The organism is Burkholderia sp. HI2500 (assembly GCF_002223055.1).
In the GTDB taxonomy this organism is placed as follows: Bacteria; Pseudomonadota; Gammaproteobacteria; order Burkholderiales; family Burkholderiaceae; genus Burkholderia.
Window position 1 is genome coordinate 1,674,996 of the sequence record NZ_NKFL01000006.1, and the last position, 14,841, is coordinate 1,689,836.

11 protein-coding genes are annotated in these 14,841 nt (G+C 68.1%); 3 read left to right on the top strand and 8 right to left on the bottom strand.

The genetic code is table 11. The features are described from left to right. Positions 1-35 precede the first annotated feature (35 nt). Positions 36-2,336 (bottom strand): Orn/Lys/Arg decarboxylase N-terminal domain-containing protein, encoded by a 2,301-nt coding sequence (locus CFB45_RS25235; RefSeq protein WP_089427899.1) that lies wholly within the window; start codon positions 2,334-2,336, stop codon positions 36-38. Between the two features lie 141 nt (positions 2,337-2,477). Between CFB45_RS25235 and CFB45_RS25240 the strand changes: the two genes are divergently transcribed. The 3 genes from CFB45_RS25240 to CFB45_RS25250 all read left to right on the top strand — a co-directional run bounded on the left by CFB45_RS25240 (position 2,478) and on the right by CFB45_RS25250 (position 6,420). Next, positions 2,478-2,834, top strand: a complete 357-nt coding sequence (locus CFB45_RS25240) for a hypothetical protein (protein WP_143329874.1) — start codon at positions 2,478-2,480, stop codon at positions 2,832-2,834. A gap of 13 nt (positions 2,835-2,847) precedes the next feature. After that, a complete protein-coding gene (locus tag CFB45_RS25245; protein WP_089427901.1) occupies positions 2,848-5,028 on the top strand; it encodes an ornithine decarboxylase in 2,181 nt (726 codons plus the stop codon). Between the two features lie 216 nt (positions 5,029-5,244). Beyond that, on the top strand, positions 5,245-6,420 hold the full coding sequence (locus CFB45_RS25250) for an MFS transporter (RefSeq protein ID WP_089427902.1): 1,176 nt from the start codon (positions 5,245-5,247) through the stop codon (positions 6,418-6,420). Between the two features lie 33 nt (positions 6,421-6,453). Here CFB45_RS25250 and CFB45_RS25255 read toward each other — a convergent pair whose 3' ends face one another. Genes CFB45_RS25255 through CFB45_RS25285 form a run of 7 tightly spaced genes read right to left on the bottom strand, consistent with a single transcriptional unit; the run spans position 6,454 to position 14,810 of the window. After that, positions 6,454-7,611: an iron-containing alcohol dehydrogenase gene (locus tag CFB45_RS25255; RefSeq protein WP_089427903.1), complete on the bottom strand. Its 1,158-nt coding sequence runs from the start codon at positions 7,609-7,611 to the stop codon at positions 6,454-6,456. After that, on the bottom strand, positions 7,608-7,943 hold the full coding sequence (locus CFB45_RS25260; RefSeq protein ID WP_089427904.1) for a putative quinol monooxygenase: 336 nt from the start codon (positions 7,941-7,943) through the stop codon (positions 7,608-7,610). Before CFB45_RS25260 ends, CFB45_RS25255 begins: the two co-directional genes overlap by 4 nt. A gap of 27 nt (positions 7,944-7,970) precedes the next feature. Continuing rightward, the gene (locus CFB45_RS25265) at positions 7,971-8,546 is read right to left on the bottom strand and encodes a glycerol-3-phosphate responsive antiterminator (RefSeq protein ID WP_047850244.1); all 576 of its coding nucleotides are present in this window, start codon (positions 8,544-8,546) and stop codon (positions 7,971-7,973) included. A gap of 5 nt (positions 8,547-8,551) precedes the next feature. Continuing rightward, complete coding sequence (locus CFB45_RS25270) at positions 8,552-10,114, bottom strand: FAD-binding oxidoreductase (RefSeq protein ID WP_089427905.1); 1,563 nt, start codon at positions 10,112-10,114, stop codon at positions 8,552-8,554. After that, a complete protein-coding gene (locus tag CFB45_RS25275) occupies positions 10,111-11,790 on the bottom strand; it encodes a glycerol-3-phosphate dehydrogenase/oxidase (protein ID WP_089427906.1) in 1,680 nt (559 codons plus the stop codon). Before CFB45_RS25275 ends, CFB45_RS25270 begins: the two co-directional genes overlap by 4 nt. A gap of 18 nt (positions 11,791-11,808) precedes the next feature. Further along, a complete protein-coding gene (locus tag CFB45_RS25280) occupies positions 11,809-13,350 on the bottom strand; it encodes an FGGY family carbohydrate kinase (protein ID WP_089427907.1) in 1,542 nt (513 codons plus the stop codon). Beyond that, entirely contained in the window at positions 13,347-14,810 is a 1,464-nt protein-coding gene (locus tag CFB45_RS25285; protein WP_089427908.1) for an MFS transporter, read from the bottom strand. The genes CFB45_RS25280 and CFB45_RS25285 overlap by 4 nt, the downstream gene beginning before the upstream one ends. Between the last annotated feature and the right edge of the window lie 31 nt (positions 14,811-14,841).

A 14,841-nucleotide genomic window follows, 5' to 3' on the forward strand; every position in this document is an offset into this window, starting at 1 on the left:
CTCGATGTCAGGCCGTTGCGCAGCCGGTCGCGCGTTCAGGCCGTCAGGCAATACACGCGGTACGTGCCGTCCTCGACTTCCACGCCGTGCGTATCGTGCGCGAAGCCCGGGAAGCGCCGGTCGTACGCTTCGAGCGCCTTCAGGTAACCGAGCACCGGGCCGTCCGCCGGCCCCGCGTTCTCGCCCGGCATCAACAGCGGAATGCCCGGCGGATACGGCACGACGCCGGTGGCGACCGTGCGTCCGGCCAGTTCCTCGAGCGTGACCTGCTCGACGCGGCCCTGCACCAGATGCTCGTACGCGCGCACCGGGCTCATCTCCGGCTTCGGCAGGATCGAGAACGCCTCCGACATCAACCGCGTCGTGCCGAGCTGCTCCATCGCCGCGAACATCGTGTCGGCCAGGTCCTTCAGCCCCATGCCCGCATAGCGCGAGCCATGCGCCTTCGCGAGCGACGGAATCGCCATGTCGAGCGGCAGGTTCGCGTCGTAGTCGCGCTTGAAGTCGCACAGCGCGCTGACGAGCGAGCCCCACTTGCCCTTCGTGATGCCGATCGAGAACAGGAACAGGATCGTGAAGTCGGTGGTTTTCTCGACGACGATCCCGCGCGCATCGAGATACGCGGTCACGACGCTCGCCGGAATGCCGACCGGCATCAGGCCGCCTGCCGGCGCGACGCCCGGCGTGACGATCGACACCTTGATCGGATCGAGCATGCAGTAGCCGTCCTCGATATTGCCGAAGCCGTGCCATTGCGCGCCGGGGCGCAGCACCCAGCACGACGGGTCGCTCGCGAGCAGCTCGGGCGACGCGTCGTGGAACGGCAGCGTGCGGCCGGTGCGCGTCTCGAGCACGGTGTCGGGCTGCCAGCACTCGAAGAACCAGTCGCCCTTCGCGCCGAACTCGCTGTTCATCCGCGCGATCATCTGCCGGAACGCGACGGCCTCCTCGATCGACTCGTGCGTGAGCGCCGCACCGCCGGGGCCGTCCATCATCGCGGCCGCGACGTCGTTCGACGCGATGATCGCGTAGTTCGGCGACGTCGACGCGTGCATCATGAATGTTTCGTTAAACTGGCCATGCGGAATCGGGTTGCGGCCGTCGCGCACGTGGATGTACGACGCCTGCGACAGCGCGGTCAGCAGCTTGTGCGTCGACTGCGTCGCGAACACCGTGGGGCGGTCCGCACGATGGTCGCGCGGGTCGCCGTGCATCGCATGGCGATCGCGGTAGATCGGGTTGAAACGCGCGTAGCCGTACCACGCTTCGTCGAAATGCAGCCGATCGACGCTCGCGCCGAGCAGCTCCTCGACGCGCGCGACGTTGTAGCACAGGCCGTCGTACGTCGAGTTCGTGACGATCGCGTGCTTCGGCTGGCGGTCGGCGAGTCCGGCCGTCAGCGGGTTCGACGTGATCGCCTCGCGGATCGCCGCCTGCGTGAGGCGCTCCGACGCGATCGGCCCGATGATCCCGTAGCGGTTACGGGTCGGCACGAGGTAGGTCGGGATCGCGCCCGACATCGTCATCGCGTGCTCGGCCGACTTGTGGCAGTTGCGGTCGCACAGCGCGATCTGGTCGCGGCTCACGCTCGCCATCAGGATGATGCGGTTCGACGTCGACGAGCCGTTCGTCACGTGATACGTGCGATGCGCGCCGAACACGCGCGCCGCGTAGCGCTCGCTTTCGCCGATCGGGCCCGAGTGGTCGAGCAGCGAGCCGAGCTCGCCGACCGAGATCGACAGGTCGGAACGGAACAGCGCTTCACCGAAGTATTCGAAGAACGCGCGGCCGACCGGCGATTTGAGGAAGCCCGTGCCGCCCGTGTGGCCGGGCGTATGCCATGAGTATTCATAGACGCGCGAGAATTTCGCGAGCGCGCCGAACATCGGCGGCAACACGGTGGCGCGATAGCGTTCGATCGCCGCATGGATGCGCCCGCCGATGAAGTCGGCCGTGTCCTCGAGCAGCCACACGAAATCGTCGACCTGCCCCATCACCCTGGACGGCACCGACGATGCGACGCTGCGGTCGGCCAGCAGGAAGATCGGCACGTTGGCGTTGCGATGCCGGATCGCATCGACCACGGCCTCGGACGGCCCGTGGCCGTCCACGCCGAGATCCCAGTCGAGCAGCACGCACTGGATCGACGGATCGGAACGGATCAGCATGATCGCGTCGTCGGCCGAGGTGGCCGTGAGCACGTCGATATCGCGCTGCACGAGCTCCGCGCTCAGCGTGCGGACCGCACGCCCGGTCGCGGTTTCCTGCGTGATTTCGTCATCGACCAATAACGCGCGCATGCCGAGACGACGAATGCCACCGACGGACGTATTCATGTTGCTGCCCTCGTTGTTCCGATGCTTCGTTGGGTTCAATTCGTCTCACGAGCACGCGGACAGCAGGCCACGGGCAGCGGCATGAGACGCTCGCAAATCCGGTTTGATTCGCCATCCAATTCGGGGCCGACTATGCCATAGATGCCTTTTGATGAAAAGCAGACGAATCGGCGAAACGGTCGAACGTTTTCAAATCGCCTTTCACAATCGGTTCATTTTGATGTGCATTGCAGCACGCCGATTCCCGATTATTGGAGCGGTTTCGCCCACCAATCGGATTGGCGATTCCGGTCGATTGAATTCGCCGGGTTTTGTTGCTACGATCGGCTGCGCCGTGCATTGACCGGCGGCGGCTGCGCCGCGCCGCGCAAGGCTTCTTCGTGCGGCGCGCCATTCGGCATTCAGCATTCGCGGGAGCGTTTCAATCGGCTGCAGCGCGTGTCGGATGACGCGGATTGTGCGCCCGTGCGAATGCGGATCTCGTTTTCCGCACATTGACGGGAGAGTTCGCGTGAGCCTGTTGAAAATCGCAGTCGAGCCGGCGCTGATTGGCGCCTTCCTCACCACGCACGAACAGGTCGACGTATTCCAGACCGATTTCACGAATATCGCGGCCATCGTCGTCGGAATCGATTCGGCGCAACAGGTGCTTGAAACCGTCGAAAGAACCGGATTCGCGATTCCGTTTTTCGTCGCGGTCGAGCCTGACCAGGAAGTGCCGCCGTCGATCCTGCCGAGCGCGAGCGGCGTGATCCAGCTCCGCCACGGCGGACGCCACTACTACGGCCGGCAGATCTCCGCCGCCGCCGACATCTACAGCGAGAACCTGCTGCCGCCGTTCTTCAAGGTGATGCGCGAATACGTGCAGCGCGGCTATGTCGAATTCGACTGCCCCGGCCACCAGGGCGGGCAGTTTTTCTCGAACCACCCGCTCGGCCGGATGTTCTTCGACTTCTTCGGCGAGACGATCTTTCGCGCCGACCTCTGCAACGCCGATGTCCGGCTCGGCGACCTGCTGATCCACGAAGGCCCCGCGCTGGAAGCGCAGCGCAATGCCGCGCGGATCTACAACGCGGACAAGACGTACTTCGTGCTGAACGGCACGTCGACGTCGAACAAGGTCGTCACGAGCGCGCTGCTCGCGCCCGACGATCTCGTGCTGTTCGACCGCAACAATCACAAGTCGGTGCACCTCGGCGCGCTCGTGCTGTCGGGCGCGCGGCCGGTCTACCTCGAAACCGCGCGCAACGCGTGGGGCCTCATCGGCGGCGTCGACAGCGCGGCGCTCGACGAAACGCGCATTCGCGACGCGATCCGCGACGTCGCACCGGAGCGCGCCGGCCTGCCGCGCCCGTTCCGGCTCGCGGTGATCCAGCTCGGCACCTACGACGGCACGATCTACAACGCGCGCGAAATCGTCGACCGGATCGGGCATCTGTGCGACTACATCCTGTTCGATTCGGCGTGGGTCGGCTACGAGCAGTTCATCCCGATGATGCAGGACTGCTCGCCGCTGATGCTCACGCTCGGCCCCGACGATCCCGGCATCTTCGTCACGCAGTCGGTGCACAAGCAGCAGGCCGGTTTCTCGCAGACGTCGCAGATCCACAAGAAGGACAGCCACATCGAAGGCCAGAAGCGCTTCTGCGATCACCGGCGCTTCAACAACGCGTACATGATCCATGCGTCGACGAGCCCGTTCTACCCGATGTTCGCCGCGCTCGACGTCAACGCGCAGATGCATGCGGGCCCGGCCGGCAAGCGCCTGTGGCGCGACTGCGTCGCGCATGGCGTCGACGCGCGCAAGCTGCTGCTGAAGACCTGCCGCCAGATCCGGCCGTTCGTTCCCCAGACTATCGACGGCCGCCCGTGGGCCGACTACCCGACCGAGCAGATCGTCGACAACCTGCGCTTCTTCCGCTTTCATCCGGCCGACACGTGGCACGGCTTCGAAGGCTATGCGGACGACCAGTATTTCGTCGACCCGTGCAAGCTGCTGCTGACGACGCCCGGCATCGATCGCGACACGCATGAATACGCGGCTTTCGGTGCGCCGGCGCCGATCCTGGCGCGCTACCTGCGCGAGCACGGCGTCGTGCCCGAGAAGGCCGACCTGTACACGATCCTGTTCCTGCTCACGCCTTCCGAAAGTTTCGGCAAGCTGCAGCATCTGGTCGCGCATCTCGCGCAGTTCGAACGCCATCTCGACCAGGACACGCCGCTGCGCGAAGCGATTCCATCGCTGTGCGAAGCGTATCCTGAGCTGTACGGCAACATGCGCCTGCGGCAGCTGTGCCAGCGGATGCACGACTTCTATCGCAGCCACGACATGAAGCATCTGCAGAAGCTGATGTTCCGGCGTGCGCAGTTCCCGACGCAGGCGATGCTGCCGCAGGCCGCGAACGCCGAGCTGATCCGCAACAACGTCGAGCTCGTCACGCTCGATCGCATCGAAGGCCGGATCGCGACGGAAGGCGCGCTGCCCTATCCGCCCGGCATCTTCTGCGTGGTGCCCGGCGAACGGTGGGGCGGCCCGGCGCTCGACTACTTCCGTGCGCTCGAAGCCGGGATCAACGCGCTGCCGGGTTTCGAGCCGGAAATCCAGGGCGTCTATCTGCAAACGCGGCCGGACGGCACGAAGCAGGCTTCGGCGTACGTGGTGGCGGCCGGTGCCGACGCGTCTACCGCGTAACGGCGGCCTGGCGGGCATTCTCGGCGTTTCTACCGGGCTGCAGCACGGCATCGGCGCGGGCGCAAGCGTCCACACTTGCGCACCGCCTGACCGTGCGGTACCGTCCTGCTTTCCGGGATAACCGAAGCCTCGCCTCGAAACCCATCCGTCGATTCGTTCCGATGCGGCCCGCCCCCTGCCCGGCGCTGCCGCGTCGCGCGTACAGGAGGGGTTCCGTTGGACGTTCGCATCTATCTGCTGGCCGCCGCCGTGTTCCTGGCCGGTGTCGCCGAAAACATCTGCGTCGGCATCCTGCCGGCGATCGCCGCCGGCCTGCACGTGTCGATCGCCGCCGCCGGCCAGCTCACCACGATCTTCTCCGCCGTCTTCGCGCTGGCCGCGCTCGTCGCGGCGGCCTGCGTCGCGCGTATCGAGCGGCGCACCGCACTGCTCGCGTCGCTCGGCGTGTTCGCGGCCGCGAACCTGGGCGCCGCGACCAGCCCCGGCTATGCGAGCCTGTTTGCCGCACGCGTGCTGATGGCCGCGAGCTGCGCGACGCTGATTCTCGTCGCGACGCGATTCGCAGCCGAGCTCGCGCCGGCGTCGCAACGCGGCCGCGCGATCGGCATCGTGTTCATGGGCATCAGCGCATCGCTCGTGCTCGGCGTGCCGATCGGGATGCGGATCGCCGACTGGGCCGGCTGGCGCGCGGTGTTCGTGTCGATCGCCGTGCCTGCGCTGCCGCTCGCGATCTGGCTTGGCCGGCGATTGCCGCGCATGGCGCCGCCCGCTGTCATCGCTGCCGCGGATGCAGCAGGCACGCCGTCATATCGCGCGGTGCTCGCGCGCCCGCGGCTGATGGCCGCGCAGCTCGTCTCCATCGCGATGATCGGCGGACATTTCACGCTGTTCGCGTATCTCACGCCGTATCTGCAGGCCGTGCTGTCACCCGGCGCGGCCGCGCTCGAAGGGTTGTACGTCGCGTTCGGGATCGCCGGCGTGACCGGCGCATGGCTGGGCGGACTCTTCTCGGACCGGCTCGGCGCGTCGCGCGCGCTGTGGGCATGCCCGGCCGTGTTTCTCGTCGCGATGGCCGTGCTGCCGGCGGCCGGTATATCGCCGCTCGCGTTCGTACCCGCGATGATGCTGTGGGGCGGCATCAGCTGGTCGATCTCGCCGATCGTGCAGAACTTCCTGATCCACACCGTGCCGTCACTGGCCGATGCAAGCGTCGGCATCAACGTGTCGGCCATGCATGCGGGTGTCGCACTCGGCTCGGCGCTCGGCGGCGTGCTCGTCGAACGCGACGCGCTGCGCGTCACGCCGTGGGCCGGATGCGGGCTCGTGGCCGTGGCGCTCGCATGCGCATGCATCGCGGCATGGCCCGCGCGGCAGGCCGCGAGCGCACCGTGAATGCATGACGGGCGGCGCGACGCGCCTGCCGCCTCACCACGCCTGCCGGTAGATCTCCAGCGCGTCGGCCTCCGTCACCTCGCGCGGATTGTTCACGAGCAGGCGCGTCTGCAGCATCGCATCCGATGCCATCCTCGGCAGGTCGCCTTCCCCGATGCCGACCTCGCGCAGCGTGCGCGGAATGCCCGTCGCGACGATCAGCCGGTCGATCTCGGCGATCAGCGCGTGCGTGCGCGCTTCGTCGCTGCCCGTCGCCGACGGCGCGACGATCGCCGCGAGTTCCGCATACAGCGGCGCGGCGGCCGGCGCGTTGAAACGCAGCACGTGCGGCAGCACGAGCGCATTCGACAGCCCGTGCGGCACATGGAAGATCCCGCCGACCGGATAGGCCAGCGCGTGCACGGCCGCGACCGGTGCATTCGCGAACGCCTGCCCCGCGAACATCGCGCCGACCAGCATCGCCTCGCGCGCGTGACGGTTCCGGCCGTCGTCGCATGCCGTGAGCAGGTTGCGCGACAGCAGCGTCAGCGCGTGCACGGCCAGCATGTCGGATATGGGGTTCTTCAGCCGCGCGGACGTGTAGGCCTCGATCGCATGCACCATCGCGTCGATGCCCGTCGCGGCCGTGGCCGCACGCGGCAGGCCGAGCGTCAGTTCGGCGTCGAGGATCGCGACGTCCGCGAACAGGTGCGGCGACACGACGCCCATCTTGCGCGCCTCGCCGACCGTGACGATCGACACGGCTGTCACTTCGGAGCCAGTGCCGGCCGTCGTCGGCATCTGCACGAGCGGCAGCCGCGCGCTCGTGACCTTGTCGACGCCGTACATGTCGGCCAGCGCCTGCTGCCCCGGCGCGAGCACCGCGATCAGCTTCGCGACGTCCATCGACGATCCGCCGCCCAGGCCGAGCACGATCTCGGCATCGGCCGCGACGGCCCTCTCGGTCGCCTCCAGCACCACGTGTTCGGGCGGATCGGCGATCACGTCGTCGATCACGGTGACCTGCCAGCCGTGCGCGGCGAGGCTCTCCAGCGCGGGCGCGAGTACGCCGCTGCGATGCAGGAACGCGTCGGTGACGACACAGAGCCGCACGAGCGCCGGAAAGCGTTCGCGCAACCATGCACCGAGCTGGCGCGCGGCGCCGAATTCGACGACCTGCGTCGGAACGGTACGGAATTGAAACGGGTTCATCGGGCGCCTCCCGGTGGCGTCGCCGTGCCGGTGCCCGGCTGCACCATGTAGCTGGACACTTCGCGGCGATCGAGCAACGGAATGATCGCGCCGAACCCGATCCGCTGGAAATGCGGCGTTTCCCGATGCACGTCGAGGCCGTCCGCGTCGCGGTAGCGTTCGAGGATCACGATGTGGTCGGGGTCCTCCGGCGACCGGAAATACGCGTAGTCGAGATTCTTCGGCTCGGCGCGCGTCAGGGGCGCGAGCTCCGCGAGCAATGCGACCACGCGGTCGCCGTTGCCGGGCTTGGCGTGGAAATGCGCGATGACCTGCAGGTAAGGTTCGTTCATGTTGCGCTCCGGGTTCGAGGGGGGCCGTCACGACGACGGGTCAAAATTCCACCATGCGCTGTCGCTCGTCGACACCGCGACTGCACCGTGCCGCCTTGCGCTGCGCACGTCTTCCGCGTTGCCGACGAAGCCCGACGCGACGATCGGCGGCAACGCCTGCCGGTCGGCCTCGCTCAGGTGCGCGAGCATCGGCGCCGGCATCAGCTGCACGAGGTTCGGATCGCTCTGCTCGATCGCCTTTACACTGCGCGGCCAGGTCGAGCGGTCGGTCACGAATACCTTCTGCATCGTGATCAGCCCTGCGCGGTTCGCACGCTGGATCGTCGCGACGCGCGTGGAGACGAGGCTCGCGACGCCGATATCGGCCAGATATTCGACGCCGCCCTTGTCTTGCGACAGCCCGTCGCAACTGTCGATGTTGACGATCACGAACTTGCCGGCCCGGGCGAGCGCCACGACCACCGCCTGCAGCCGGCGCAGATCGACGTTCGCGACGATGCCGACCTCGGCCGCACTGTCGATGAAGCTGTCCGCCTGCTCGACGCCGTACAGCGTGGCGATGACGGGATGACGGGCGAGGCGCGCGCCCAGCGACTTGTCCATGGCGTTTACCGGTCGACTCGCGGGCCGGTCTCGTCGCCGAGGCCGAGCTTGCCGGGGTTGAGAATATGTTTCGGATCGAGCGCGCGCTTCACCGTCTGCAGCACCGGGAATGCCGAGCCCAGCGAATCGCGCAGGTACGGCGAACGCAGCAGCCCGACGCCGTGGTGATGACTCAACGTCGCATTGTATTGGATCAGCACCGCGTTCGCCGCGTCCCACGCCGCGCGGTACCACGCGGCCCGCTCGGCCACCGCGACATCGCCGCGCAACGAGAAATACAGGCACGCGCCGTCCGCGTAGGCATGCGACTGATGCGCGGATCCGGCCAGCGTTCCGGGCACGGCCTGCAGCGCGGCCACCACGTCGCGATAGATCGCCGCGAGGTCGCGCCAGCGGCCGCACATCTCCAGCGTGTCGGCGACGAAGCCCGGGCTGCGCTTGAAGCCTTCCGCGCTCTTGCCGGTCAGGTAGCGCGTGTCGAGCCACTTCTCGAAGATCGCGTCGCCGTCGAGCCTGCGTCCGCTTTCCTCGCAGGTGCGCGCGCTGACCGCCATCACCGCGTCGACGATCTCCTGCGTGCCTTCGTCGGCGATCAACAGCGCGTTCGTATCGGGCAGGCCGAACTGCACGCCGCTTTCCAGTTCGTCGTAGAGCCGCAGTGCGGCCGGGTTCGCGCCGCGCTGCAGGATCTCGCGGCACGCGTCGAGGCCGGCCGCGAACGTGTCGAAGCCGTACGCGATCGCGCGGCCGTAGTCGGGCAGCCGATGCAGCTTCAGGCGCGCGCGCACGATGATGCCGAGCGTGCCTTCGCTGCCGATGAACAGTTGCTGCAGATCCGGGCCGACCGCCGCGCGTGAATGGCCGCCGAGCGTGACCAGGCTGCCGTCCGCGAGTACCACGTCCATCCCGAACACCATGTCCTCGATCTTGCCGTAGCGCGTCGACAGCTGCCCCGCACCGCGGCACGCGATCCAGCCGCCCACCGTGCTGATCCCGAACGACGACGGCCAGTGCCCCATCGTCAGCCCGTGTTCGCGCTGAAGCGTTTCCTCGAACACGTCGCCGAACATCCCCGCCTCGACGTCGACGATCTGGCTCTCGGTGTCGACGCCGATCAGCCGGTTCAGCCCGCACACATCGAGCACGATGCCGCCGCGCACCGGCAGCGCCGCGCCCGTCACGTTGCTGCGGCCGGCCGACGCCGTCACCGGAATCGTCGCCGCGTGCGCAATGCGCATCACGGCCTGCACCTGCTCGACCGTCGACACGCGCACGACGACCGCGTGCGGCGTCGCCGGCCGGCCACCCGTCTCGGCGACCATCGACGCGGCCCACCAGTCGCGCGTCCACGCGATGACGTCGGCCGGCTGCGCCAGCACCTCGTCGGCCACCGCCCGCAGCGCATCGACCTGCTGCGGCGACACCGTGACCGGGGCGCGCTGCATGCCGGCCTCGACCGGCGCGCTGCCTGCCGCCGGCAGGTTCAGCGAGTATGGCGGCGGCGTGTGCGCGCCGACGACGTAGTTGCCGCGGTTGTAGCCGCGCTTGATGGCTTCCTTGCTGATCATCCGTTATCTCCCATGAGGATGGATTTTTCGAGGGCGACGGCGGCGACGTAGTCGCGCACCTGGCTGGCGACGGCCGCATCGGACAGGCCGAGCTCCGCCTTGAGGATTGCTCCGACGCGCGGTGCGGCGCGCGCTGACGCATCGCGCGCCATCAGCCGCGCGCGGGTGCGCCGCGACAGCACGTCATCGACGCTGCGCGCGAATTCGTGACGCACCGCGTAGAGCACTTCCGCTTCGCTGTAAGGCAACCCTTCGACGATCGGCGCGAGCAGCGACGGCGCCGCATCGGCGAGGTCGCCGACGAAGCGCGCCTCGGTGCCGTAGCGTTCGCCGAGATGCGCGGCGAGCCCGCCCGAGGCGACGATCGCCTGCGGGTCATAGCCGGCCGCGCCGAGCAGGTATGCCGATTTCGTGCGGCAGCGCGTGCGGCGGCCGAGCAGCTTGCCGACCGTATCGATCGTCTGCTCGGCCATGTGCCGCGACGTCGTCAGCTTGCCGCCGACGATCGTCACGAGCCCGTCGGGCGCGACGTGGATCTCGTGATTGCGCTTCATCTCGATCGTCTTGCCGCCGGGCGGCCCGACGAGCGGCCGGCAGCCGGCGATGCTGCCCACCACGTCGTCCGCATTCAGGTCGACTTTCAACGCGGAACGCGCGCCTTCGAGCAGGAAATCGAGTTCCTGCCGCGTGCAATGCACGTCGTCGAGATCGCCGTCGTAGTCTTCGTCGGTCGTGCCGAGATACGACACGTTGCCCCAGCGCGTGATCGTCGCGCGGCGGTTGCGGCCCGGCACGGGGATCGTCACCGTGCAGTCGTTGCGGATCTTCAGCCACGGGATCGCGACGTGCACGCCCTTCGCGGGCCGCACCTGCAACGCGGCCGTGTCGCCCTTGCGCGCGCCGGTCCAGTCGCGCAGCCAGACGCCCGTCGCCATCACGACCACGCGCGCACGCACGCGCCGCTCGCGGCCGTCGGCATGCACGATCGCGCCGTCGACCTTGCCGTGGCCATCGCGCGTCAGCTCGACCACGCGTGCATGGTTCGCCACGGCCGCACCGTGAAACGCGGCCGTGCGCACGAGGTTCAGCGTCAGGCGCGCATCGTCGACGCGCGCATCGAAGTACAGGAAGCCGCCGGTCAGGTACGTTTCGTTGAAGGTCGGGCAATGCGACAGGACCTCGGCCTTCGTCAGCTTCTGGTGCAGGATGCCCTCGCGCCAGCCGCCGGCGATGTCGTAGGTCCACAGCAGGCTTTCGAAGGCTTTCGCGAGACGCGCGTCGAACACGCCTTCGCGCTCCATCACCGGGAACAGGAACGGCAGCCGCTGCACGAGATGGCGGGCGTTGCGCCGCAGCCGCTGCCGCTCGAGCAGCGAATGACGCACGAGCCCGAGATTGCCCTGTTCGATGTAGCGCAGCCCGCCGTGCACCATCTTCGACGATTTCGACGACGTGCCCGATGCGAAATCGCTCTTCTCGACGAGCGCGACGCGCAGCCCGCGCAGGCTCGCGTCGAACGCCGCATACGCGCCCGTCACGCCGCCCCCGACGATCAGCACGTCGAACGTGTCCGTCTCGAGTCGCGCCAGGTGGTCGTCGCGGTTCACGCGCAGCGGCTCGGTGCCCGTCATGCCGGCCCGGTCCGTCTGGGGTTTTCTGGATGGCAAAAACATCATGCTGGTCGTTCTCCGTGCTCACGCATGAGCGAAATCGGCCGCATGCGCGAGCTCGGATGCGATCCGCGCATGCCAGGCCGCGCGCCGGCGCTGCCGGCTGTCCGCGTCGATCGAGGGTTCGAAAACGGCGTCGGTGACGAGCGTCGCGCGGGCCGCGTCGAGCGAATCCCACAGCAGCCCCGACGCACCCGCGAGAAACGCCGCGCCGCGCAGGCTCGCGCGATCGCCTTCGCGCATCCGCCGCACGGGTACACCGCTCACGTCGGCCTGGATCTGCAGCAGCGTGTCGCTGCCCGCGAGGCCGCCGCCGACGATCAGCTCCGAGACGTCGGCCCGCGCGACGGCCTGGTTGGCCTCCATGCACGACGCGACCGAATGCGCGATGCCTTCGAGCACTGCGTACGCCACCTCGGCCTGCGTCGTCGCGATCGAGATGCCCGACAGCAGTGCACGCGCGTTCGGCTCCATCCGCGGCACGCGCAGGCCGGTGAGCGCCGGCACGAACGTCACGCCGCGCGCCGATTGCACCGTGCCGGCCAGCGCGCTGATCTGCGCGGGATCGTCGAACCAGCGCAGTTTTTCGCAGACCCAGCGCAACGCCGAGCCGGTCGTCGCGACGAAGGTTTCGAGCGAGTAATGCGACACGCCGCCATGCCGCCGCGCCGTCATCGCCAGCGTGCCGTCGTGCGCGTGACCGGGTTGCGCGTGCGATCCGGCGTCCGGGCGCGCCGTGCCGGTCAGCAAGTCGACGAAGCTGCCGGTGCCGTGCACGCACATCGCCTGGCCGCGCTCGACGCAGCCGAGACCGACGGCGCCCGCGAACTGGTCGCCCGCACACGCGAGGATCGGCACGTCGATACCGAGCAGGTCTTCGCGCGTACGGCCGAACGCGTCGGCATCCTCGCGCAGCGCGGGCAACAACGCGTACGGAAAGCCCAGCGCGTCGAGCCACGATTCGAAATAGCGATGCTCGCCGAGCAGGTACGCGCTGGCGGAGGTGGCGTTGGTCGGTGTCGTCACGCACTCGCGCGCATCCGACAGGTGCCACAGCAGCCACGTATCGATCGTGCCGAACGCGAGACAGCCGGCGCGATGCGCATCGGCAACGGCCTGCGACGTACGCATCTGGTGCACGGCCCACAGATACGGCGAACGCACGCCTGCCGGCCGGCCGACCTGCGGCACGAGCACGCGATCCCAGTCGGCCGCGAGACGGTCGAGCTCGGCGGCATGACGCGTGTCCTGCCAGACCATCGCGGGCACGAGCGCGCGGCCGGTCCGCGTATCCCACAGCACGGCCGTCGCGCGCTGCGTCGCGAGCGCCAGCGCGACGACGCGTACGCCCAGTCGCTGCGCTTGCGCGAGCGTGGCGCGGCAGACCGTGAGCGTCTTGTCGAGGATGGCATTCGCATCCTGTTCGACGACGCCCGGCCGCGGGCTGTCGACCGACAGCGGCAGGTATTCAAGGCACGACACGTGCCCACTCGCGTCGACAAGCGCGGCACGTGTGCCGGACGTGCCTTCGTCGATGGCGAGAATGACGTTTCGGGAATCGGTCATCGCGGCGTTTTCTCGATGGCGGGGTTCAGGTAGGCCGACGTGACGCGTGCATCGTCGCCGAAGTGCGGCGCGTCGGGTTCGTTGTCGGGATTGATCGTCGTGCGCGTCGGATCCCAGCGGATCGCAAAGCAGATCGCACTCGCGACGCACGGCACGATCGCCAGAATCAGGAACGTGTGTTCGAGGCCGTAGCGCGCACGAAACAGCGGGAAGACCAGCAGGCCGAGCGCCGCGCCGATCGAGCCGAGCGCGCCGACGATGCCGTTCGCACCCGCGCGCAGCTCGCCGCGAAACGACAGCGACGACAGGCTCTTGCCGTTCGCGCCGGGGCCGGCCGAGTGGAACAGGATGAACAGCGACGGCACGACCACCGACAGCCACAGCGGCATGCGCGCATGGAACAGCCCGAGCACGACCAGCATCGCGCACACCGCCGCGAAGCCGATCGCGGACGCGCGGCGCAGGCCGACCCGGCGGCCGACCGTCGACGACGAAAAGCCGCCGACGATCCCGAACAGGTTGAACACGAGCGCGCCGAGCGTCGCGTAGACGAAGTCCTTGCCGAACAGCGCGGCACTGATCAGCGGCAAATACCAGCCGATCGCGAAATACTCGATCGATTGACCGATCTGGACGGTCGCGGCCAGGATCGTGCGTGGCAGGTAGACACCGCGAAAGATCAGCAGCACGTTCGCGAAGCCGCGCGTCGCCGGATTGACGATCGGCGTGCGTTCATGCGCGGGCGCGGCAACGAATGCCTGCCCGTAGATGCGCGTCATCGCGCGGGCCGCGTCGTCGAGACGCTCCTTGCGCGCGAGCCAGATCGGGCTTTCGACGAGGAATGCGCATTGCAGCGCGAGGATCGCGGCGCCGAACACCGCGGTGGCCGCCACCGAGTAACGCCAGATCGAATCGCCGACCTGCCATGCGTGAAACAGCAGCGCGAGCAGCAGGTTCAGGCAGACGGCCGTGTACCACATGCCCTGCCACGTATTGAGCCGGCTCTTCAGGCGGCCCGGCGTGAATTCCGCGAGCATCGCCATCGCGATCGCGAAATCGATCCCGTACGCCATCCCGACGAAGAAGCGGCCAGCGAGAATCGTGTTGAAATCCGGTGCGAATACCACCAGCAGCGCACCGATCACCGACAGCAGCTTCGCGGCGATCAGTGGCCGCACGCGCCCCCACCGGTCGGCCATCCAGCCGCCGATCGGGTTGAACGCGATCGCGACCCACGACGCAAACGACGTCATCCACGCGACCTGCGCGGCCGACAGATGCAATTCGTGCGTCATCGGCCCGAGGCCGGCGCTCAATGCCGAGTTGGAAAATGCGTCGAGAAACAGCCCGCCGAGCGACAGCCACCAGACGAGTCCCGCCCTGCCCGCGATACCGGGGCGCGTGTCGAGAAAGGAGATGACGTCTTCAATGCCATGAAGCTTGACCGCGATCGTTTGCACAATCGGCCTCCGTATATTTGTTCTGTAAGAG